This window comes from Methylobacterium nonmethylotrophicum, assembly GCF_004745635.1.
In the GTDB taxonomy this organism is placed as follows: Bacteria; Pseudomonadota; Alphaproteobacteria; order Rhizobiales; family Beijerinckiaceae; genus Methylobacterium; species Methylobacterium nonmethylotrophicum.
This window is the reverse complement of the sequence record NZ_SRLB01000013.1, coordinates 54160-75995: the sequence shown is the minus strand read 5'-3', so window position 1 is coordinate 75995 and position 21836 is coordinate 54160. Positions and strand designations below refer to the sequence as shown.

Annotated in this window: 21 protein-coding genes; 7 read left to right on the top strand and 14 right to left on the bottom strand. The window is 68.9% G+C overall.

The features are described 5' to 3' along the window. Positions 1-191: 191 nt before the first annotated feature. Positions 192-434, bottom strand: a complete 243-nt coding sequence (locus tag EU555_RS18625; protein ID WP_135416712.1) for a hypothetical protein — start codon at positions 432-434, stop codon at positions 192-194. Positions 435-806: 372 nt separating this feature from the next. Between EU555_RS18625 and EU555_RS18620 the strand changes: the two genes are divergently transcribed. Both EU555_RS18620 and EU555_RS18615 read left to right on the top strand, forming a co-directional pair. Then, complete coding sequence (locus EU555_RS18620; protein WP_135416710.1) at positions 807-2285, top strand: protein adenylyltransferase SelO; 1479 nt, start codon at positions 807-809, stop codon at positions 2283-2285. A 118-nt stretch (positions 2286-2403) separates the two neighbouring features. Next, positions 2404-3933: a glycoside hydrolase 5 family protein gene (locus EU555_RS18615; RefSeq protein ID WP_245524362.1), complete on the top strand. Its 1530-nt coding sequence runs from the start codon at positions 2404-2406 to the stop codon at positions 3931-3933. A gap of 695 nt (positions 3934-4628) precedes the next feature. Here EU555_RS18615 and EU555_RS37740 read toward each other — a convergent pair. Continuing rightward, on the bottom strand, positions 4629-4883 hold the full coding sequence (locus EU555_RS37740) for an MFS transporter (protein WP_205820955.1): 255 nt from the start codon (positions 4881-4883) through the stop codon (positions 4629-4631). A gap of 631 nt (positions 4884-5514) precedes the next feature. Here EU555_RS37740 and EU555_RS18605 point away from each other — a divergent pair. Both EU555_RS18605 and EU555_RS37065 read left to right on the top strand, forming a co-directional pair. Then, positions 5515-5895 (top strand): SPW repeat domain-containing protein, encoded by a 381-nt coding sequence (locus EU555_RS18605; RefSeq protein WP_135416706.1) that lies wholly within the window; start codon positions 5515-5517, stop codon positions 5893-5895. After that, positions 5892-6650: a hypothetical protein gene (locus EU555_RS37065; protein ID WP_245524361.1), complete on the top strand. Its 759-nt coding sequence runs from the start codon at positions 5892-5894 to the stop codon at positions 6648-6650. Before EU555_RS18605 ends, EU555_RS37065 begins: the two co-directional genes overlap by 4 nt. 83 nt (positions 6651-6733) lie before the next feature. Here EU555_RS37065 and EU555_RS18595 read toward each other — a convergent pair whose 3' ends face one another. Then, positions 6734-7228, bottom strand: coding sequence for a hypothetical protein (locus EU555_RS18595; RefSeq protein ID WP_342636482.1), 495 nt, complete (start codon positions 7226-7228; stop codon positions 6734-6736). Positions 7229-7286: 58 nt separating this feature from the next. On the opposite strand from EU555_RS18595, the gene EU555_RS18590 reads away from it, so the two are divergent. Together EU555_RS18590 and EU555_RS18585 are read left to right on the top strand one after the other, a co-directional pair. Beyond that, complete coding sequence (locus tag EU555_RS18590; protein WP_135416703.1) at positions 7287-7592, top strand: alpha/beta fold hydrolase; 306 nt, start codon at positions 7287-7289, stop codon at positions 7590-7592. Between the two features lie 98 nt (positions 7593-7690). Next, positions 7691-8323 carry an SGNH/GDSL hydrolase family protein gene (locus tag EU555_RS18585; RefSeq protein ID WP_135416701.1) on the top strand — a complete coding sequence of 211 codons (633 nt, stop codon included), beginning with the start codon at positions 7691-7693 and terminating at the stop codon, positions 8321-8323. Positions 8324-8455: 132 nt separating this feature from the next. Here EU555_RS18585 and EU555_RS18580 read toward each other — a convergent pair whose 3' ends face one another. The 6 genes from EU555_RS18580 to EU555_RS18555 form a co-directional block, all read right to left on the bottom strand. Next, entirely contained in the window at positions 8456-9766 is a 1311-nt protein-coding gene (locus tag EU555_RS18580; RefSeq protein WP_135416699.1) for an erythromycin esterase family protein, read from the bottom strand. Between the two features lie 48 nt (positions 9767-9814). Then, positions 9815-10492 (bottom strand): alpha/beta hydrolase, encoded by a 678-nt coding sequence (locus EU555_RS18575; RefSeq protein ID WP_135416697.1) that lies wholly within the window; start codon positions 10490-10492, stop codon positions 9815-9817. A 26-nt stretch (positions 10493-10518) separates the two neighbouring features. After that, positions 10519-11847, bottom strand: coding sequence for a PQQ-dependent sugar dehydrogenase (locus tag EU555_RS18570; protein WP_135416695.1), 1329 nt, complete (start codon positions 11845-11847; stop codon positions 10519-10521). After that, entirely contained in the window at positions 11844-12338 is a 495-nt protein-coding gene (locus tag EU555_RS18565) for a DUF2231 domain-containing protein (protein ID WP_135416693.1), read from the bottom strand. Before EU555_RS18565 ends, EU555_RS18570 begins: the two co-directional genes overlap by 4 nt. 109 nt (positions 12339-12447) lie before the next feature. Beyond that, entirely contained in the window at positions 12448-13599 is a 1152-nt protein-coding gene (gene glf, locus EU555_RS18560) for a UDP-galactopyranose mutase (protein WP_135416691.1), read from the bottom strand. Positions 13600-13637: 38 nt separating this feature from the next. Further along, positions 13638-14810 carry a glycosyltransferase gene (locus EU555_RS18555; RefSeq protein WP_135416848.1) on the bottom strand — a complete coding sequence of 391 codons (1173 nt, stop codon included), beginning with the start codon at positions 14808-14810 and terminating at the stop codon, positions 13638-13640. A gap of 351 nt (positions 14811-15161) precedes the next feature. On the opposite strand from EU555_RS18555, the gene EU555_RS18550 reads away from it, so the two are divergent. Beyond that, positions 15162-16043: a hypothetical protein gene (locus EU555_RS18550; RefSeq protein WP_135416689.1), complete on the top strand. Its 882-nt coding sequence runs from the start codon at positions 15162-15164 to the stop codon at positions 16041-16043. Positions 16044-16151: 108 nt separating this feature from the next. On the opposite strand, the gene EU555_RS18545 is transcribed toward EU555_RS18550, so the two are convergent. The 5 genes from EU555_RS18545 to EU555_RS18525 form a co-directional block, all read right to left on the bottom strand. Then, positions 16152-16403, bottom strand: a complete 252-nt coding sequence (locus EU555_RS18545; RefSeq protein ID WP_135416687.1) for a DUF6894 family protein — start codon at positions 16401-16403, stop codon at positions 16152-16154. A gap of 127 nt (positions 16404-16530) precedes the next feature. Further along, positions 16531-18054: an ATP-binding cassette domain-containing protein gene (locus EU555_RS18540; RefSeq protein WP_135416685.1), complete on the bottom strand. Its 1524-nt coding sequence runs from the start codon at positions 18052-18054 to the stop codon at positions 16531-16533. A 34-nt stretch (positions 18055-18088) separates the two neighbouring features. Continuing rightward, the gene (locus tag EU555_RS18535; RefSeq protein ID WP_135416683.1) at positions 18089-19015 is read right to left on the bottom strand and encodes a branched-chain amino acid ABC transporter permease; all 927 of its coding nucleotides are present in this window, start codon (positions 19013-19015) and stop codon (positions 18089-18091) included. A 34-nt stretch (positions 19016-19049) separates the two neighbouring features. Next, positions 19050-19925 carry a branched-chain amino acid ABC transporter permease gene (locus tag EU555_RS18530; protein WP_135416681.1) on the bottom strand — a complete coding sequence of 292 codons (876 nt, stop codon included), beginning with the start codon at positions 19923-19925 and terminating at the stop codon, positions 19050-19052. Between the two features lie 232 nt (positions 19926-20157). Then, positions 20158-21423, bottom strand: a complete 1266-nt coding sequence (locus EU555_RS18525; protein ID WP_135416679.1) for an ABC transporter substrate-binding protein — start codon at positions 21421-21423, stop codon at positions 20158-20160. Positions 21424-21836 lie beyond the last annotated feature (413 nt).

Sequence of the window (21836 nt, the reverse complement as noted above, 5' to 3'; positions counted from 1 at the left end):
ACGTGCGCATCCGCAACCCAGTCCGCCAAGTCATGGCGATGCTCCGGCGGCGTCTGGACGCCCGTGAACGCGCCGATGGGCGGGCCCGCCCCAATGCTGTCCAAGAAGGCCTGACGACGTGGCCCCCGGCCTGCCGTCGGGCAGCCAGGGGCCTTCCTCAGAGCAACGTCGTATCCAGGAAATGGTAACGACTATGCGCCCGACTCGTCAGGAGGCCTGACCGTGGCCACCTCTCCCATTGACAATGAAACTTTATTCAAAGCATCGGCAACTTTACCAACCTGGCCACCTACGTATTCCAATGCCCCAACATCTGTCGACGCGCTTCCGATGCCTAATCTATATAATTGATGAGCAAGTTGCTGAATTGCATAGGCAATAGCAAATTGACCATCCTCGGCCGCCTTTTCGCGAATGATGTCATCGATATGCATGGAATTTCCCAATTTCCGCTGACTGCACGTGTTACAGATTGGGATACAGCCGCTAATTTACAATTACCACATTGGAAGCTTCTCGCCTGCCGGTCCCGTGGTCGTCGCGCGTCGGGCGCGCCGGACCATGGCCCGAGGTCACCACTTCGGGCGATCCGCATCCGGGGCCGATCCGGAATCGTCCGCACCAGAAGCTCGCGCCAGCAAGGCTCAGTGCTTGCGATCGCTGCGGCGCCCTGCGGGATTCGGGGCGCGTCGTCACAGAACGGCTTGAAAGGCCGACTGAGAGCTGAGTGCAACGATCCGCTGATTTGAACCTGAAGCTCCTCTCACCGTTGGCCCTATGCAGCTTCCTCACAACCATGTGCGCGCATGAAGCCCCAGATCCCGTTCGACAACAGCTACGCCCGCCTACCTGACCGCTTCTTCGCTCGTACCCAGCCGACACCCGTTCCCGAGCCGCAGCTGATCCACCTGAACCGTGCGCTCGCGTTGAACCTCGGCCTTGATCCAGACTGGCTTGCGAGCGCTGACGGCACCGAGATCTTGGCTGGAAACCGCCTTGCCGAGGGATCCGAGCCGATTGCCACCGCCTATGCCGGCCACCAGTTCGGGAATTTCGTGCCGCAACTCGGCGACGGACGCGCCCTCTTGCTCGGTGAGATCCTCGACCGTGACGGCCAGCGCCGTGACATCCAGCTGAAGGGCTCGGGTCCGACGCCGTTCTCGCGCCGGGGGGACGGGCGGGCAGCCCTCGGTCCGGTGCTGCGCGAGTATCTGGTCAGCGAGGCCATGGCGGCTCTCGGCATACCGACCACTCGCGCATTGGCTGCCGTCGCGACGGGCGGACGCGTCGTCCGCGAGACCCTGCTCCCGGGCGCGGTGCTCACCCGCGTCGCGGCCAGTCACATCCGTGTCGGCACCTTCCAGTTCTTCGCCGCGCGCGATGACATCGCGGGCCTGCGCGCGCTGGCCGACCACGTGCTGGAGCGGCACTACCCGGAGGCCAGGGCGGCCGAGAAGCCGTATCGCGCCCTCCTCGCCGATGTCGCAGCGCGCCAAGCCGATCTCGTCGCCCGATGGCTGCTCGTCGGCTTCATCCACGGGGTGATGAACACCGACAACATGTCGGTCGCCGGTGAGACCATCGATTACGGCCCCTGCGCCTTCATGGACGCCTACCATCCTCGAACCGTCTTCAGTTCCATCGACCAGCATGCACGCTATGCCTACGGTGCTCAGCCGCAGATCGCGCTGTGGAACCTGAGCCGCCTGGCGGAGGCCCTGCTGCCGCTCCTGGATCCGGACGAGCCGCGAGCCGTGACCGAGGCCGAAGAGGCCCTCGGCAGTTTCGGGCCGCGGTTCGAGGCCGCCTTCCACGGCGGCCTCAATCGCAAGCTCGGTCTTGCGACCATGCAGGACGGAGATCCAGCTCTGGCCGGGGACCTCCTCAAGCTGATGGCCGAGAACCAGGCCGACTTCACGCTCACGTTCCGGAACCTGAGCCGGGCCTGCGAGGCGGCCGAGGCTGACGAGGCGGTGCGCAGCCTGTTCGTCGATCCGACCGCGTATGACCGCTGGGCCGTTCGCTGGCGACAGCGGCAGGCCGAGGAACCGGGCGACGCGGCCTCCAAGGCGGCCGCCATGCGCGCGGTCAATCCGGCCTTCATCCCGCGCAATCACCGCGTGGAGGAGATGATCGAAGCCGCTGTCGAGCGCGCCGATTTTGCACCTTTCGAGGATCTTCTGGCAGTTCTCTCAAGACCATACGAGGATCAGCCGATGCATGCGCGCTACGCCGAGGCCCCGAGAGATGGCGGCATCGGGTACCGGACGTTCTGTGGAACTTGAGCAGGGCGACCGTCTGGGAGGCAATAATCGGCATGATAGAACTCACGGCCTATCGCAAACATCTCGTCTCGAATTTTGATGAAGTTTGGCCGGGATAGCCCTGAGAGTTTGCTGTCAAATGGATGAGTACGAGCAACGTAGCCACGGTTTCCGTTTGGAGGCTGCTGATGATATCAAACTCAAGAGACATTGCACGGCAGGTTCCCAAAAAGCTGGTCACATTGAAAGCCGTGAGTCCCGACCGCTACCCTGGATCCAAGTTGCAAAATTTGGTGCGCCCTACTTCGTTACCGAGACAGGCACTGCTTGGACGCCGATCGGTCAGAACGACGCAATCAGCTGGGTCGAACTCGCCGGTCTCTTTCGTCGCCGCGACCTTCCTGCCGTTGAAGCTTACCTCTGCTATCTGGCAGATCACGGTGTCACCTGCCTGCGCCTGATGCTCGAATATGCTCAGGTCCGTCATCGCTACATCGAGCAGCCTGTTGGCCGGTTTGTGCCAGCGATGGTTCGGGTGTGGGACGACCTCTTCGCCCTGTGCGAGAAGGTGGGGCTCCGCATCTTGCTCACGCCCTTCGACACGTTCTGGATGTGGCGGCATTGGCGTCACCATCCCTACAATCGTCACAACGGCGGACCACTGGCCCATCCTTCGCGCTTCCTCCTCGACGAGGCGGTGCGTGCCGCGATCAAGAACAGGCTGGCCTTTGCGGTCGAGCGCTGGGGCGGGTCCGGCGTGCTGTTCGGGTGGGATCTCTGGAACGAGATTCACCCGGCGCATGCCGAGGACAATGCTGACGGCTTTGCCCCCTTCATCGCCGACCTGAGCCAGCATGTCCGGGCGCTCGAGATGAGGCTGTACGGGCGTAGCCATCCGCAAACGGTGTCACTGTTCGGGCCTGAACTTCTGTGGCGATCGCATTTGCCGATGGCGGAGCCGATCTTCCGTCATCCCGATCTCGACTTCGCGACGATCCATATCTATGCCGAAGGGACCATCGACGACCCGCGAAACACCGTCGATCCCGCGATCGCCATGGGACGGATCGTTCGCGAGAGTTTGGCCCAGATTCATGACGGCCGGCCCTTTCTCGACACGGAGCACGGCCCGATCCACAGCTTCAAGGATCGGCACGTCACGCTGCCCGCCGCCTTCGATGACGAGTACTTTCGCCATCTGCAGTGGGCGCATCTGGCGAGTGGCGGGGTTGGCGGTGGGATGCGCTGGCCGAACCGGCATCCACACCGCCTCACAGCCGGAATGCGGGCCGCTCAGCGTAGCCTCTCCGGCTTTCTGCGATTGATCGACTGGAACCGTTTCCGGCGGCGCAATCTGAGCCAGGATATCGACATTTCACAGCAAGATGTGGCGGTCTTCGCCTGTGGAGACACAGAACAGGCGATTGTCTGGTGCCTGCGGACGAACATGGTCGCAGCCAATGGCCAAGTGCGTCGGGATGGGCGTCCTGTTTCACCCCGCCTCGCGCTTCCCGGTCTGCGAGCAGGCCGTTACTCCGTTACAGCTTGGGACACCGAGGCTGGACTCCTGCGCAAAACGTGCGAGGTGACTGCCGGCGGCTCGGTGCCGACCGAAGTGGAGACAGGGCCATTCATAGCGGACATTGCACTGGCGTTGAGGCGAGTGTAAGCGTAGTTTCGACGTATTTCCGCTCGCCGGTCGACGAACTTATCCTTTACAGCTGAGTGCACCAGGGAATTTTGTGCGCCCAGTGACGGCATTCGGGTTGCAGTTCTCGGAACTGATCCAGGTAGCGCTCGTCGGCTGGGCGCCTGTCCAGGATAGCTCACGACGAATACCTGTCGCGTGATCATCATCGGAGGCGGATCTGCAGGTCTGGAGGCCGCCAAGGCTCTGAGCCGCGCGCCAGACCAAGGGCGAGCCGAGCGGCTCTCCGAAGAATGAAGGGCGCTGACGATGGCCGAGCCAAAAGGCGAAGATCGCGTGGAGGGGTTCGCGAAGCGGAGCGTCGAGGCGAGCCCCGGAAACCCGAGCCAGAGCGACCCTGACCACATCGAGCGGGGCGATCGCTCCTTGATCAACCGGCGGCTCACCGCGGTGCCGGGTCCTGCGGGCGATCCGGATCGGCCCTCGCCGGCAGACCGCTACAAACCATAGCTCCGTCCGTCGACAAGTCGACCACCACGTCCTGAGAAGGACAGGTGAGTGACTCCTTCACCGGCTCATGGAGCGACGAGTTCCCGTTCGCTGCATGATTGATCATCACGAAGTGCTCCATGTACAAGTCGCTATCTGGCGCTTGTCGCAATCGTCGAAGATAATGTCGGATACGGCGTCTTGAGACAAGCAAGTGCGACGACCGATCAGATGGAGATAGGGGCCGACGGCGCAACCCGTCCCAACGCTGCCCACGTCAGCTGAAGAGGGCAGTGCTGCCGGGTGAGGCCGCGCCAGCCCCGGGTCCGCGCGTCCGCGCTCCGGGACACCGCCTCGGCCACCGCCGCGATCTCGGCGCCGAGATCCGCGCCCTCGGTCCGGACCCGGGCGAGGGCCCGGCGTGCCTCGTCGCGGCGGTCGTGGGCGACGAGCCAGCGCGGGCTCTCCGGCGGGGCGAACATCGCGCAGAAGGTGGGTGCCGTTGAGGAGCCGGCCCTTGATCTGCTTCTCGACATCGCGGTGCCGGCTGAAGCCGGAGGCGCCGCCGGCGCACGGATCGGGCAGGATCTCGGTCCCCGGATCCTGCGCCAGCTTGAGGGAGGCGTAGGGCTCGACCTGCACCGCGACCGTCTTGTGCCAGGGCGGCCGCCCATCCGATCCCGCTGGACGCGGCCGTGATCACCACCGTCCGTCCTGCGACATCCCTCGCTCCCTCATCGCTCGGCCTGTCGTCTCTCGCCAGGCCTCATCCCCGCTGACTGTCGCGCTGCCGCCCTGCCTCGAGGGATCACGACGGAACGCGCCGACGCGCATGCTGAAACAAGTCCAGCAAATCCGGCGCTTCGCTTAACATTCATCAAATCGATGCCTCATGAAGAGAAGTCGATTTAACGAAAGTCAATGAGCGCATACCGGCTTTCGTGTTGTCTTGCATGCAGCCAACCCACCAGGCGCGGAGGCGTTCCGGCACACTGGCCAGCGATCATTCCCGGCCAGCGGCTCCCGCGCTGGCGATCGTCTCCGCGCTGCTTGTGGATCTTTTCCCCGGGCCGGACCTCGCTTCGAGGCTCCGCCCCCTCTCGCGAGCGATCCATGCGGTTCATTCCCTCACGCGTCCACGCCATGCTCGATTACGGAGCCGGGCTCGTGCTCATCGCGCTGCCTTATCTGGTCGGCTTCGCCGACGGCACGGCGGCGCAGTACGTCATGCAGGCCGTCGGCGCCGCGCTCCTGCTGATGAGCCTGTGCACCGACTACGAGCTCTCCGCCGTCAAGCTCGTCCCCCTGCCGGTCCATCTCGGCGCCGACGTCGCGGCCGGGCTGCTGCTCGTCGTCTCGCCGTGGCTGTTCGGGTTCGCCGACCGGGTGACGTGGCCGCACGTGGTCATGGGCGTCCTCGAGATCGGAGCGGGACTGACGACGCGCGCCGCGCGCGACGACCGCATCGCTACCTCCACGGGAGCCGCCGCGTGATCAGCAGACGCCTCCACGCCGCCAGCGACTACGCCATTCCGGCCTTCATCGCGGCGCTCGGTCGGACCAAGGGGCGCGGCCCCGGAACACGCCGGATCATGAGCGTCGGACCGGTCTGGCACCTCGCCTACACGCTGCTCACGCGGCACGAGGGCGGCCTCCTGCCCGTCCTCTCGATGCGGGCGCATCTCGCCCTCGACGCGGCGAGCGCCGTCTCCTTCGTCGGTGCCGGGCTGCTGATGCGCGAGGAGCGGCGCGAGGACCGTGCCCTGCTGGTGGCGCTCGGCCTCGCCGAACTCGTTCTGGTGGCGATGAGCGACCGCGGACCGGACCAGCCCGGGACGGAACCGGACCGCAGGGTTGCCCGGCCCCGCCGAAGCTTACGCGATTTCGACCCCTACACCGACCGTAACGGCCAGGATTTCGGGCAGGACGATCCCCTCGACGTCGCGCGGCCCGACGACCTGCGGCGCCGGATGGACCGCGAGCCCGACTGGCAGGCGGAGGTCGTCCGGATCGCCTCCGACAGGGCCCGGCTCGACGCGGTGGCGGGCGGCAGCGCCGACACCGTCGCGGCGACCGAAGCCGAGACGCCGCCGGAGACACTCCGGCGCCTGAGCGACGCCTCGGTGCGGATGCCCGCGGCGGGCCCGCACGCCGATCCGCGCCACATGAATCCGGACGTGACGCCGGGCACCGGCGCCCTGCCGCCGATCGGACCGAGCGACGATCCCAACATGCAGTCGACGAGCTGAGTGGTCACGCCGCGATCCCGACGGCGGGATCCCCCCGCGCCTCGTCGAGGGCCCTGGCGTCCCTCGCGATCACGAGGCCGATGTCACGCGACGTCGGGTCCCCCGCCGGACGGACCGCGGGGCCAATGAGCCGCCAGGGCCTTCAGCGAGGCGCGGGCGGAGCGATGCAGGATGAAGGTGCCGCCCGCCGCCTCCCAGAGCGCGCGGTGGGTCGGCGTGTCGTCGATGAGCACGTCGCCCGGACGGCAGTGGCGACGCTTCTCGACCGCCAGGCAGGTGATGAGGCGCGTATTTGGAAAGTGCTCCGCCGCCCAGCGGTGCTTCTGCGGCTGCGCCCAGGTCCCGCGCGGGCACCCGGTGAGGATCACCGGCTCCAAAGGCCGAACGGCGTCGAACAGCGCCATCGCGTCCGGCATCAGAGGGAGCTGCCCGTAGAAATCCGGGGCGCGTGCGAGCGCGGCCCAGAACCGGGCAGGGCCGTGGCGCCGCTGGTACTCGCGCGGCGGGCAGCCGAGCACGCGGGTCGCGCCCGCGTCGAAATCCGCCAGCACGCCGTCACAGTCGAGATAGAGCTGCATCACCTCGCCAACGCACCCGCCTCGCGGTGGGATCCGCCGCAGCGAGGGGACGTTGCCCATGCCCGCCGCGCGGGCGCGAGGCATCCTTGCCAAGCAACGTCTTCCTGGTTCCGTGATGGCATCCTGGCCCGATCCCGAATTCTCCATGGTCCCTCTGGCGGGTATGACCCTGCACCTCGCCGCGGCCGGCCCGGCGGACGGGCCGCTGACGATCCTGCTCCACGGCTTTCCCGAGGCGTGGTTCGCCCGGCGGCAGATCGGCCCACTCGCGGCGGCCGGTTTGCGAGTCCTGGCACCCGACCTGCGCGGCTACAACCGCACCACGCGGAGCCGGAGGGGGTGGCGGCGGAGCTTGACCGGATGAGGCCGGGACGGCGCGAGGTCCTCGCCGCGTCCGTGCTCGTCCTCGCGCGAGGGGTGTCGGCGCGCGCAGGCGACGAGACGCCCGAGACGGAGAGGTTCATGACGCACGCGGTCCTGATCGGCGATTCCGTGTTCGACAACGCCGCCTACGTGCGCGGCGGTCCCGACGTGCTGCGCCAGCTGCGCGCTCTCCTGCCCGGCGGGCGAGCGACGCTGCGCGCGGTCGACGGGGCGGTGCTGGCGGACGTGCCGCGCCAGCTCGCCGGCCTGCCGGAGGACGCGACCCACCTCGTCGTCAGCGCGGGCGGCAACGACGCCCTGCGTGCGTCCGGCGTGCTCGATGGGCCGGTGCGCTCGGTGGCGGAGGCGATCGACCGGCTCGCGAGCACGCAGGATCGCTTCCGGGCGGAGTACCGCGCGATGCTGGACGCCGTGCTGGCGCGCGGGCGCCCGACGGCCCTCTGCACCATCTACGACCCGCGTTATCCCGATCCGGTCCGCCGACGCCTGACCGCGACGGCCCTGGCGATCCTCAACGACGTCGTGACGCGCGAGGCGGCCGCGCGGAGCCTCACGCTCCTCGACCTGCGGGTGCTGTGCGGCGAGGATGCGGACTTTGCCAACCCGATCGAGCCGTCGGTTCAGGGTGGGGAGAAGATCGCGGCGGCGATCGCGGCGTTCCTGCGCCGGGACGCCGGGTTGGCCGGGGGCCTGATCATCGCGCGGCCCTGAGGACCGACCGCCCCGGCGCGAGGGCGCCGCCAGCGTGTCCTCTCAGCATTCCTCGGGGCGCTGAGCCAGTGCTCGCCATGATCCGGCCCTCGCCATGGCCCTGCTGCGGCAATCGCGAGCGGCTTGCCGGGCTCACAACCCACTCGGGAAGGTCTCGCTCTCGCCGGATCGGATCTCTCCGGCCTGTAACGGCGTAACGGCGCGCGTCTCCTCAAGCCAGACATAGGCGTCGAACTGCTCCGGCAGCACGGCCTCGAAATAGTGGCTCTGCAGCTCGCTGCGCGGGCGATAGACGACGCCGATCGCCCGCTCGCGGCGCGGCGCGGTCCAGGCCTCCCGCAATGCCGCCGAACCCGGCTCGCGCAGGTCGAGGAAGGCGCGCGGCAGGCCCGCCTCCCGGAACAGCGCCTCGTGGCTGTCCTCCCGGACCGGCCGCACGGTCATCGCCTGCATCGGCTCGTCCCAGTCGTCGGCCGCCGCCACCGTGCCGCGGTCGGTCCCGAAGCCGACGAGAACCGCCTCGTCGCCGTAGGCTGTCTTGGCGAGTTCGCCGATGTTGAACTCGCCCTCCCACCCCATCGCGGTCGCGCCCGCGTGGCCGATATGCGAGTTGTGGGCCCAGACGACCGCCTTGCGACCGCCCGCCATCAGGTGCTGGAGCGTGTCGAACATGTGCCGGTCGCGGATATTCCAGGACTCGACGGAGCCGCGATACATGGTGCGGTAGTACTGTTCGGCCGCGCGCACGATTCGGGCGTTCTGCGCCGCGTCCAGGTAGGCATCCGGATCCTGGGCAGTGTAGGCGAGCTGCTTCTCCTGGAGGTCGTGCAGGATCCGTGTAACCGCCTCCTCGCAGGGGTGCTTGGCGCCGAACATCACCTCGCGGCCGTAGCGTTCGGGCTTGGCGTGCCAGGGCGAGAGGCAGCCGTACCGGTCGCGGGCCTGGCGTGCCGCGGCAGGATCGACCCGGTCGAGGTAGTCGAGCACGGCCGCCATGGACGCGCCGAGGCTGTAGACGTCGAGACCACGGAAGCGGACCTGGTCCGCCGCCTGCCGCCCCGCATTGAAGGTGCGCAGGCCGAACGCGAGGTCGAGGATCTCGCGGTTGCGCCACATCCAGGTGGGGAAGCGGGCGAAGGTCTCGTCCGGGAACGGCGTGTCGGCCCGGTGGCGGAGATAGCGGTCGATCCTCGCCGCATCCGGCCAATCGGCCTCGACCGCGACGACGCGGAAGCCGTGGCGCGCGACGAGGCGCTGCGTGATGGCGGCTCTCGCCCGGTAGAAGTCGGAGGTGCCGTGGGTCGCCTCACCCAGCAATACGACCCGGGCCTGCGCGAACCGGTCGGCGAAGGCGGCGAAGTCGGGATCCTCCACCTCCGGCAACGGCACGAGCCGCTCCCGCAGGAGCGGCGTGATCCGGGTCCGGGCCACTGAGACGACCATGCCGGCTGTCCTTTCGTTGACGGGCTGCCCTCGCGAGCCGCCGCGGCCTCAGGCGAGGAAGCGGCGGAACGCGGCCTCGACGATCTCAGTCGGGACCACGTGCCCGCCGCTGAACGGGTGATAGGCGACGTCGTAGCCCGACTGCGCCAGCGCCGCCGCCAGGCGGTCGCCGCAGCGTGCGAAGGGCAGGACCGGATCCTGCCGCCCGTGCGAGATGAAGAGGCGGGGTGCGCCCTCCCGGCGCGCCGGCGCGGCGAAGCCGGGGGAGAAGGCCAGGACGTCCCGGACGAGGTCGCCGTTGGCGAGGCCGAGCGAGAGCGCGTAGGACGCCCCGTCCGAGAAGCCGGCGATCGCGATGCGCCGAGGGTCGACCGGCACCTGCGCGAAGACCTGGGCCAGGGCCGCGTCGAGAAAATCGGTGTCCGGCCCGTAGGCGTGCTGGATGACGTCCCAGGTCGCCCCGCGCGAATCGGGCGCCAGCACCGCCACGGCGTGTTCCTCCGCTGCCGCGGAAACCAGGGGCAGGACGTCCTGTGCCGAGGCTCCGGCCCCGTGCAGCATGATCAGGAGGGGGACCGGCCGCGTGGCGCCGGCCGGAACGTGGAAGACCCCGTCCCGTCCCCGGCCAAGGCCGAGCGGATGCGTCCCGGCCGCCGCGGGATCCGTCGGCCCGTCGCAGGGCCGGGACGTGAGGATCCCCGAGGAATGGGGGTCTGCCCGCTCCATCCGTCCCACCTCCGGATCGGCCGCGGTCACGGCACGGCCGGCGTGACCCGCCAGACCGTGTTGCCGAGATCGTCCGCCACGAGGAGGGCGCCGCGGGGATCGACCGCGACGCCGACCGGGCGGCCGCGGGCCCGGTTCTCGCGATCGAGGAAGCCCGTCACCACGTCCCGGGCCTTCCCGCTCGGCCGCCCGTCGGCGAACGGCACGTAGACGACCTTGTAGCCGTTGAGCTCCTGGCGATCCCAGCTGCCGTGCTCGCCCACGAAGGCGCCGCCGCGGAAGTCCGGGCCGAGGCGGTCGGTGCGCGAGAAGGCGAGGCCGAGCGGCGCGACGTGGGAGCTCAGGCCGTAATCCGGCTTGACGGCGCTCGCCACGAGGTCTGGCCGAGGCGGCTGCACCCGCGGGTCGACGTGCTGGCCCCAGTAGCTGTAGGGCCAGCCATAGAAGGCGCCCTCCCGCACGGAGGTGAGGTAGTCCGGCACGAGGTTCGGCCCGATCTCGTCGCGCTCGTTGACGATCGCCCAGAGCCGGCCGGATTGCGGCTCGAAGTCGAGGCCGGTCGGGTTGCGCAGGCCGCTGGCGAAGGTGCGGTGGGCGCCGGTCGCCCGGTCGATCTCCCAGATCGCGGCCCGGCCGCGCTCGGCCTCGAGCCCATGCTCGGTGATGTTGCTGTTCGACCCGACGCCGACATAGAGCTTGCTCCCGTCAGGGCTCGCGGCGAGCGCCTTGGTCCAGTGATGGTCGATCGGGCCGCCCGGCAGGTCGGTGACCTTGATGCCGGGCTCCGTGATCTTCGTGTCGCCCTCGCGGTAGGGGAAGCGCAGCAGCGCGTCGGTGGCGGCGACGTAGAGGTCCTGGCCGACGAGCGCCACGCCGAACGGCGAGTTGACGTGTTCGAGGAGCACGCTGCGCACCTCCGGGATGCCGTTGCCGTCGGCGTCGCGCAGCAGCGTGATGCGGTTGCCGCCCTTGGCGCCGGCCCCGGCGAAGGCCATGACCCAGCCCATGACCAGATCCTTCGGCCGCCGCACCGGCTCGACGTTCGGGCCGTTGGCCTCCACCACCAGCACGTCGCCGTTCGGCAGGACGGTGACCTGGCGCGGATGCGCGAGGCCGGTGGCGAAGGCCTTGACCCGGAAGCCCTCGGGCACGCTCGGCGTCGCGTCCCCGGACCAGCCGACGGCGCGCGCGATGCGCATCGGCGGCAGCAGGTAGTGCTGCGGCTCGGGCAGGACCGGATCGGGACCGACCTGGCTCTGCGCGTCGAAGTCCTCATCGTGAGAGCCGACGAATTGGCAGCCGGCGAGAAGCAGCAAGGCGCCGGCGAGGAGGATGGCGGGACGGCGCGGGCTCATGAGGCCACTCCGACGCGGTGGCGGTAGACCATCGCCCAACCGAGCCATCCGGTGACGCACAGGATCAGCACCACCGCGCCTGAGAGGATCAGCCCGGTCGGCACGACCGAGGTCCAGGCGTCGCGGCTATGCACGAAGGCGTTGACCAGCGACAGGCCGAGAACCAGGACGTTGCCGAGCATGTGCGCCCAGGCCGGCCTCTGCGCCCGCACGCGGCGGTGGCCGAGGAAGTCGGTGAGGCCCGCGAGCGCCGCCAGCACCCCGAAGACCAGGCCGGCGGCGAGCAGCCAGGCCGAGAAGTTGGCCCATTGCATGTCGGCGGTGCGCCAGTAGGCGAGATCGGTGGCGAAGGCCCCGACGAAGCAGACGATCGGGAACGGCACCAGCATCGGGTGCAGCGGATGCCCGGCGATCGTCGCCGTCGAGGGCGGGTTGCCGGGCTCCGAAGCTCGGTCGGTCGCGGCACGACGGGTCACGGCGCGGTCGGTCATGAATTCTCCGGGGGACGGCCGGCGTGTCGGACAACGTCGGGTCGGACGGACGTTCCGGCGCGACCGCGCCTCGCGTCGGGGTGTTTCGGTGTCGTGACCGTAACGGGGGTCAGCCGGCGGCGAGCGACGGGCCGGTCGCGGCGGCCGGACGCGCCGGGGCCGGCCGCCCGAGCTGCGCATCGATGTGCCGGAAGGCGGCGAGCGCCTGCCCGACGATCTGGTCCATGTTGTAGTAGCGGTAGGTCGCGAGCCGCCCGACGAACCAGACGTCGGCTTCCGCCCGCGCCAGACGCTCGTAGCGCTTGAACAGGGCTTGGTTCTCCGGCCGCGGCACGGGATAGTAGGGGTCGCCCTCGGCGCTCGGATACTCGTAGGTGAGCGAGGTCTTCGGGTGCTCCTGGCCCGTCAGGTGCTTGTACTCGGTGATGCGGGTATAGGCATCGGTCTGGGGATAGTTCACCACGGCTACCGGCTGGTGCCGGGCCACATCCCGGGTCACGTGCACGAAGCGCAGCGAGCGGTAGGGCAACCGGCCGAAGCGGAAGTCGAAATACTCGTCGATCGGCCCGGTATAGATGACCCGGCGGTGCGGGATCACCTCGCGCACGTCGCGAAAGTCGGCGTTCGTCATCACGTGGATGTTGGGGTGGTCGAGCATGCGCTCGAACATCCGCGTGTAGCCCTGGGCCGGCATGGCCTGGAACGTATCGGTGAAGTAGCGGTCGTCGCGGTTCGTGCGGGTCGGCACCCGGGCGGTGACCTGGCGGTCGAGCTCGGAGGGATCGAGCCCCCATTGCTTGCGGGTGTAGCCGCGGAAGAATTTTCCGTAGAGTTCGCGGCCGATCGCCGACACCACCACGTCCTCGGAGGTCCGGATGTCGGCCACCGGCTCGGCCCGCGCGGCGAACCAGGCCTCCAGTTCCTCGGAGGTCAGCGACAGGCCGTAGAGGCGGTTGATCGTGTCGAGGTTGATCGGGATCGGCACCTGCATCCCGTCGACCATCGCCAGCACCCGGTGCTCGTAGGGGCGCCAGGCGGTGAAGGCCGACAGGTAATCGACGATCGCCTCGGAATTGGTGTGGAAGATGTGCGGCCCGTACTGGTGGATCAGCACGCCCGCCTCGTCGAGACGGTCGTAGGCGTTGCCGCCGACATGCGGCCGGCGGTCGACGAGGAGGACGCGCTCGCCGCGCCGGCGCGCCAGGCGCTCGGCCAGCACGCTGCCGGCGAAGCCCGCGCCCACGATCAGCCAATCGTACATGTCTCGGGACCTCTCGGGTGCAGGGAAAAGGGGATCGGTCAGGCCGGGGTGGGCGTCTGCGCCAGGAGGAGCGGGGCCGCCTCCCGCTGGAGGCCCTCGCGCAGGCCTTGGCGCAGGAGCGCGTGCATCGCGTCCCAGGTCCGGTCCCAGGAAGTGTGCGCGAGGTGGCGGTCGACCCGCTCGCGCCAGGCCGCCAGTGGCTCGGCGTGCAGGGCATCGATCGACAGGGCGACGCTCGCCGGCGTCTCGGCGATGGCGACGAGGCCGGCCTCGCCGTAATCCCGCAGCACGTCGACGATCGGGGTCGAGATCACGCGCCGACCCGCCGCCAGGAATTCCGGCGTCTTCGTCGGGCTGATGAACCGGGTCGCCTCGTTGAGGGCGAACGGCATCAGCCCGAGGTCCCAGTGGCGCAGGTAGTCGGGCAGCGCCCCATAGGGCTTCGGCCCGAGCCAGTGGATGTTGTCGCGCTGCGGCAGGCTCTCGGGCTCGATCTTCACCACCGGGCCGATCATCACGAAGTGCCAGTCCGGCCGCGAGGAGGCCGTGGCCGCCAGGAGCTCGCTGTCGAGCCGCTCGTCGATGACGCCGAAGAAGCCGATGCGCGGGCGCGGGATCGCGGCCTGGTCGTCCGGGTCCGGCCCCGCCTCCCGCGCCCGGGCGAAATGCGCTGCATCCACGGAGGACGGGAAGCAGTGGATGGACGGATGCGCCCCGCGCTTGGCCTCGTAGAGGCTGCGCCCTCCGGTGAAGACGAGATCGGCCTGCGTGAGAAGCTCCGCCTCCTGCGCGACCAGGTCCGGCGACGCGCCGCGGAAGGCCGACAGCTCGTCCATGTTGTCGTAGACGGTGAGATCGCGGGCGAGATCCGCCGAGACGCCGAGCGCGGCCGGCGTGTAGTACCAGAACACCCGCCTCGGGCCGTCCCATCTCTGCAGGTAATCGCGGATCAACCGCGCCTGGATCCAGTCCGCGGCGTAAATGCGGCTCTGCGCCAGCACCGGCACCGCGACGGCGATCCCGGGCGCCACCGCCTCGACCTGCAGCCGGGGGGACTCCGCCGGTCCGAAGACCGGCTCCTCGATGAAGAGGACGTCGAACTGTCGTGCGGCACGGCTGAGCAGATGCTGCGGCCGCTGCCAGACGAAGCTCCAGCGCAGGTGCGAGAAGCAGACCAGGAGCGGTCGGGACGGCGCGTCGACGACGATCATCGAGGAAGGACCGTCGTGGCCCCTGGCGTGAGTGTCCTCGGCATGGGTCTGGCCGCGGTCACGAGGCATGTTGCGGCTTTGACCGGCCTGGCGTGCGCCGTCGATGGCGTGCGAGTCTTTCACACTCTACCCTTCATGCGAGTGGGCGATCGAACCGACTAACGCCGGATATCTTCTGGCGTTCTCGCATTTCTGATTATATTTAACGCCGATAACAGGCGTATGTTAATGTCATTATTTGTGTTTTTCGCAGATTTTTCAGCCCGTGCGCTGGGTTTTAACTTGTGTTGGTCGCAGCGCAACAGGCATGCGACGGCCCGGAATGAAGCCAACGTGAGAGGCTTGTGGCGGTTGCAGAGCGGGAGAGTCGGCGGGAGGCTGGAACTCTGGGGTGGCATCGAGTGCAGCATCGTGCGGGCGGGCGACGCCTGGCGCGACCAGGTCGCCGAGACCGGCCACGGCGACCGCCCGGACGACCTCGACCGCATCGCGTCCCTCGGCCTCACCACCCTGCGCTACCCGGTCCCGTGGGAGTCGGCTGCGCCGGAGGATCCCGATGCCTGCGATTGGGCCTGGGACGACGACAGGCTGGCGCGCTTGACGCGCCTCGGTCTCGCGCCGGTCGTCGGCCTCGTCCATCACGGCAGCGGGCCGCGCACCACGAACCTCCTCGATCCCGGCTTCCCGCACGGGCTCGCCCGGCATGCCGGGCGCGTCGCCGCGCGCTACCCGTGGATCACCGCCTTCACGCCGGTCAACGAGCCGCTCACCGCCGCCCGCTTCGCCGGGCTCGACGGCCACTGGTACCCGCACGCCCGCAGAGAGGACGCCTTCCTGCGCATGGTGGTCAATCAGTGCCGGGCGACGCTGCTCGCCATGCGGGCGATCCGCGCCGTCACGCCCGCGGCGCGATTGATCCAGACCGAGGATGTCGGCAAGACCTTCAGCACGCCGGCGCTCGCGGGCCAAGCGGCCTACGAGAACGAGCGTCGCTGGCTCAGCCTCGATCTCCTCTGCGGCCGGGTCGATCCGGCGCATCCCTGGCACGCGCGCCCGCGCGCTGCCGGGGTCGCGCCGTCGGACCTCGACGACTTCCTCGGCGGCGAAGCCTGCCCGGACCCGCGACCTCATCATGAGGTGCCGCGGAGCGGCCTCGAAGGAGAACTCCAGCTCGCTCGGAGACCTTTGGAGGCCTCCTTCGAGGCCGCTGCGAGCAGCAGCGCCTCAGGATAAGGTTGCGCGGGTAGGAAGGGCTGGCCTGCGGATGTGTCGTTCTGTGTCGTACCGTGGCTTTTCACCCTGAGCGGCTCTTCGCGCGGTCAAGCTGATTGAGCGTTGAGCCTAACTCGCCTGCAACCGCGGGATCGCGTCCGCGAACCGCGCGATCGGCAGGAAGAGGCTGAAGCGGCGCTCCTTGTCCTCGACGTGGATGATCGCCTCCTTCCACTCCGGCTCTCGGCAGGCGCGGCGCTTCAGCAGCACCGCGATATGGGCCGAGCAGGTGATGATCTCGTGCGGCTCCTCGAGCTCGACGCCGCGCGTGTCGCGGATGAGGCGGCTGCCGACCTGGAAGTGGAAGTAGTAGCAGGACATTCCGCTCTCCCCTGGGATGGCTGTCCTGTACGAGTACGGCCGGATGTCTCCGGCCGCCTTAACCCGAGTCAAGGGTTTTTGGATTTGCGCCTGCGGTCGAGCTTTGGTCCGCCGGCCTGTTCGTCGCCTATAGGTAGCCGGTGCCGGCTTCCGCGGCGAAGCGGTCGGGCGTTCCCTCCCAGACGATGCGGGCATGCTCCAGCACGTAGACCCGGTCGGCGTGGGGCAGCGCGAAGGTGACGTTCTGCTCGCCCAGGAGCACCGTGATCGGCGTCGTCTGGCGCAGGCGCTCCAGCGCCTTCGAGAGCTGCTCCAGGATCACCGGGGCGAGGCCGAGGGTCGGCTCGTCGAGGATCAGGAGCCGCGGCTTCATCATCAGGGCGCGGGCGATGGTGAGCATCTGCTGCTCGCCCCCCGACAGCGTGCGGGCCATCTGGCCGCCGCGGCTCTTGAGGATCGGAAAGAGCTCGAACAGCCATTCGAGCTGGCGTGCGCTCTCGGCCTTCGGCAGGTGCTGGCCGCCGAGATCCAGATTCTCGCGCACGCTCATCTCGCCGAACAATTCGCGGGTCTCCGGCACCTGGACGATGCCGCCGCGCGCGATGCCGGCCGGGGTGCGCTTCGCCAGCGGCTCGCCGGCGAAGTGGATGCGGCCCGAATGCGGCACCAGCCCCGAGATCGCGTTGAACAGGGTCGTCTTGCCGGCGCCGTTGAGGCCGACCACCGAGACGAACTCGCCCTCGTGGACATGGATCCCGACCTGGCGCAGGGCCTGCGCCTTGCCGTAGAGCACGTCGAGGCCTTCGACCTTCAGCAGCGGCTCGCCCGCGAAGGTCGCCTCGGGCCGCGACGCGGTCTCGATGCTGCCGCCGAGATAGACCCGGCGCACGGTCTCGTTGCGCATCACCTCGGCGGCCGAGCCCTCGGCGACGCGCTCGCCGAGATACATCGCGAAGACCCGGTCTACGAGGGCGGCGACGCTCTTCACGTTGTGGTCGACGAGGAGCACCGCCTTGCCCTCGTCGCGAAAGCCGCGGATCAGGGCGGAGAAGTCCGCGACCTCCGCCGAGGTCAGGCCCGCGAAGGGCTCGTCGACCAGCACCACCTTCGGGTCGCGGGCAATCGCCTTGGCGAGCTCCATCCGGCGAAGATCCGCGAAAGGCAGGGTGCCGGGGCGCCGGTCCATCACGGCGCCCAAGCCGACCCGCTCGGCGATGGCCCGCGCCCGCGTCTCGACGCCCGGATCGGCGAGGAGCCGGATCAGGCTGTCGGGCAGGAGCGCGAGCTTGATGTTCTCCAGCACCGTCTGGCGGTGGAGCGGCCGCGAGTGCTGGAAGACGAGGCCGATGCCGGCCCGCGCCACCCGGTGCGAGGGCCAGCCGGCGATCTCGGTGCCGTCGAGCTTCACGCTGCCGGCATTCGGCCGCTCGAGGCCCATGATGAGCTTCATCACCGTCGACTTGCCCGAGCCGTTCGGCCCGATCAGCCCGACGATCTCGCCGGCGCGGACCGAGAAGCCGATGGACTTCGCCGCCACGAGGCCGCCGTAGCGCTTCGTCAGCCCCTCGACCGCGAGGAGCGGCGGGCCCGAAGCGGGTGCCCGGGCGGGCGGGGAGGGCAGGGGGGAGGGGGCGAGGCCGGCCGCACTCATGAACGCAACCCTTGTGAGGTGGGGACGGTGGACATCAGGCGTGCCGCCCCTGGCGGGTCAGGATCCCGAGGAGGCCCGACGGCACGAACAGGATGACGGCGAGCGCCGCGGCGGAGACCACGAAGGTCGAGAGCGAGCCGAGCGGCCGCAGCAATTCGCCGGCGGCGATCAGGAACACGGCGCCCAGCACCCCGCCCACGATGGTGCGCCGGCCGCCGAGCACCGCCCCGATGATGACCTGCACGCCGACCGAGACGTCGATCAGCGTGCCGACCGAGGCGGTGCCCATGTAGAAGACGAACAGCGCGCCGGCGAGGCCGGAGAAGACCGCGCTGACGCAGAACGCCGCGAGCTTGTGCTTGGCGACGTTGAAGCCGAGCGCGCCCGCCTCGACCGGGTCCTGCCCGCTCGCCTGCAGGATCAGCCCGACCGGCGAGACCGCGATGGCGTAGAGGACGAGCCCGCTCACCCCCATGAAGCCGAGCGCGATCCAGTAGTTGGTGGCGGCGTCGATGCTGATGACGTCCGGCACGGTGAGCCCGATCTCGCCGCCGGTGGTGTCGGCGAAGACGACGATCAGGTTCTGCAGGATCAGGACCGCCACGACGGTGGTGAGGCCGAAATAGGGCCCCCGCACCCGGAGCGCCGGCAGCGCCAGGACGAGGCCGCCGATCACCGCCGCGACGGTGCCGGCGAGCAGGCAGAGCGGGATGCCGACGCCGTGGCCGTTGAGGATGCCGGCTGTGTAGGCGCCGAGGCCGATCAGGAAGGTCGGCCCGAAATTGACCTCGCCGGCGAAGCCGAACAGCAGGTCCCACGCCATCGAGAACACGCCGAAATAGTACGCGACCGTGAGGAGCCCGAGGATGTAGCCCGAGACCCAGAGCGGCAGCACGCTGGCGAGCGCGAGGCCGATCAGGCAGAGCCAGAACAGCGGGTTGCGAAATGTCTTTGCGAGCATGGGGCCTCTGGCGGAGATCGAGGAAGGCCGGGCGTCAGCGGCGCCCGAGCAGGCCCTGCGGGCGGACATACATCACCGCCACGAGCAGCAGCAGCGCGGGGATGGTCCGGTAGGCCGGGGAGACGAGGTAGGCGGTCAGGGTCTCGAGGTAGCCGACGACGTAGGCCGCGATCAGCGAGCCGGAGACGCTGCCGAGGCCACCCAGCACCACGATCGAGAAGGCGCTGGCGGTCAGCGGGCCGACGCTGTAGCTCGACACGCCGAGGAACTGGCCGAGCAGGACCCCCGCGATGCCGGCGAGCACGCCGTAGATCAGCCAGATCGCGACGTAGATCTTCGACAGTTCGAAGCCCAGCAGCGTGACGCCGCGGGGGTTCATGGAGGCGGCGAGCAGCACCTTGCCGGTGCGGGTGCGGTTGACGAGGAGCCACAGGAGCCCGATCACCGCCCAGCAGACGACGGCCGTGAAGACCTGGTTCCACGGCGTGCGCACGCCCGCGATGGTGACCACGCCCTCGACGATCGGCATCACCGTCTTGGCGTTGCTGGTGAACAGGTAGGCGATGAATTCCTGGATCATGATCCCCCACAGCAGCGTGCCGGTGAGGATGAAGATCTCCTTCTCCTCCGGCGGGATCGCCCGGGAGCGGTCGATGGGGCGCACCACGGCGCCGTAGGTCGCGAGGGTGAGAAGCGTGCAGACGACGATGCCGGCGGCGGCGCCGGCGTAGGAGCCGAGGCCCAGTTCGCTCGAGGCCGCCCAGGCCACCACCGCGGCGGTGACCATGAGGGCCCCGTGCGAGAGGTTGAGCACGCCCGAGACGCCGAAGATGAGGGTGAAGCCGGTGGCGCCGAGCGCGTAGAGCGCCGAGATGGCGAAGCCGTCGATGAGGATCTGGATCGCGGTCATGGGTCTCGCGGGGAGAGGTGGGGGCGAGGCGCGCGCGAGGACTCCCCTCTCCCGTTTGGGAGAGGGGTTGGGGGTGAGGGTGGCTCGGGTTCAGAACAAGACGCCAGCTGCCGAGCTGCGCAGCTCGACAGTCGAGGCTTCTACTGAACCGTCTCCACCCTCACCCCTAACCCCTCTCCCACACGGGAGAGGGGATCCCGCGCTCGCTGGATCGGGGTCGGTCCGGTCGTGCTCAGTTCGCGGCCGTGCCCGCCTTGACGAAGCTCGGGAAGGTGATCTTGCCGTTCGCGACGTTCTGCGGCCAGATCGCCAGCTGCTTGCCGTCCTGCCACTGCATCATCATGCCGGAGACGAGGCCCGGGCCGTACTTGATCGAGTGGGTGAACTCGTCGTCCTTGCCGTAGAACTGGATGCGCCCGAGGGTGCCTTCCCAATCGGTCTTCTCCAGTGCGTCGACGAGCTTGTCGGGATCGGTCGAGCCGGCCCGCTTCACCGCGTCGGCGATGTAGTAGACCTCGTCATAGGCGGTGTAGCCGGCGTATCCCGGATAGCTGCCGTACTTGGCCTTGAACGCCTCCGCGAAGGGCGCGGTCTTCGGCGTCACGTTGGTGCCGGGGGCGGCGAACATCTCGAACAGCACGCCTTCCGTCGCGCCGTTCGTCTCCTTCCAGAAGGTGGCGTTGGTCGCCTGCGAGGCGATGCCGATCATCGGGATCGGCACCTGCTGGCTGCGCCACTGCACCGTCGGCTGCACGCCGACATGCGAGATGCCGGTGACGATCACGTCGGGCTTGGCGCCCTCGATGCGGCTGAAGATCGGGTTGAAGTCGGTGGTGCTCGGCGAGAACCGGATGTGGTCGAGCACCTTGAGGCCGACCTTCGGCAGGCACTCCTTGTAGCCCTCGTCGAGCGGCTTCGTCCACGCCGCGTCCTCGCTCATGATGACGGCGGTCTTCATCTGGCGGCCCTCGACGAGGATCGCCTTGGCGGCGTCGCAGACGGCCTGGGACTGCGCCTTCGAGGTCAGGTAGCCGTGGAAGGAGTACTTGTTGCGGGCGTAGTCCTTGTGGACGTTGAGCGGGATCTCGTTCGAGGCCGCGCCCGGCGTGATGAAGGGCAGCTTCAGCCGCGCCGACCAGGGCTGGAGCGCCAGCACCACCTCGCTGATGTAGCTCGCGATGACCGCGTGGACCTTGTCCTCGCTCGCCGCGCGCTGGAAGGCGCGGACGGAATCGGCGGCCGAGCTCTTGTTGTCGTAGGTGACGATCTCGATCTTGCGGCCGTCCATGCCGCCCTTGGCGTTGATCTCGTCCGCGGCGAGCTGGGCCGCCTGCGGGATCGCGGCCCCGGCGATCGCCTGCGCCTCCGCGATCACCGCGATCCGGATCGGGTCGGCGGCCTGAACCGTCGCGAGCGAGGCATTGGCGGCCAGGAGAATCGTAGAACCAAGCAACGCCTGGACGAGCCGTCGCCCGGCGACGGTTGCGCATTCCAGCATGACGTTCCCTCTTCCGGCCGCTGTTGATGATGGCGTCGCGGCGCGGGCCGGGAGTGTAGCCGGAGCTTGTTAGACCACAAGCCGCGGATCGGCCGGAGGATCGCCGAGGCGGGGATGAAGCGGCGAGCCATCGCGTGAGTGCATGGCTGCGGGGCGGAGGAGGCGGTGGGGCAGCGGACCGCTTCCCCAAGGGTGCATCGCTCGGGCAGCAGCGGCATGCGGTCCCGTCTCGACCGTCATTGCAAGTGTCCGGGCAAGTGTCCGGACTCCCTCGATTTCACCCGACCGTGCCAAGACCCTCCTCGTCATCCCGGGGGCCGGGCAGCCGAGCCCGGGATCCCTAAGCGCGAATGGCGCAGGACAATGCGGATTGCGTTCCGCTCATGGTGCAAGCCTCGGCGGTGATGGATCCC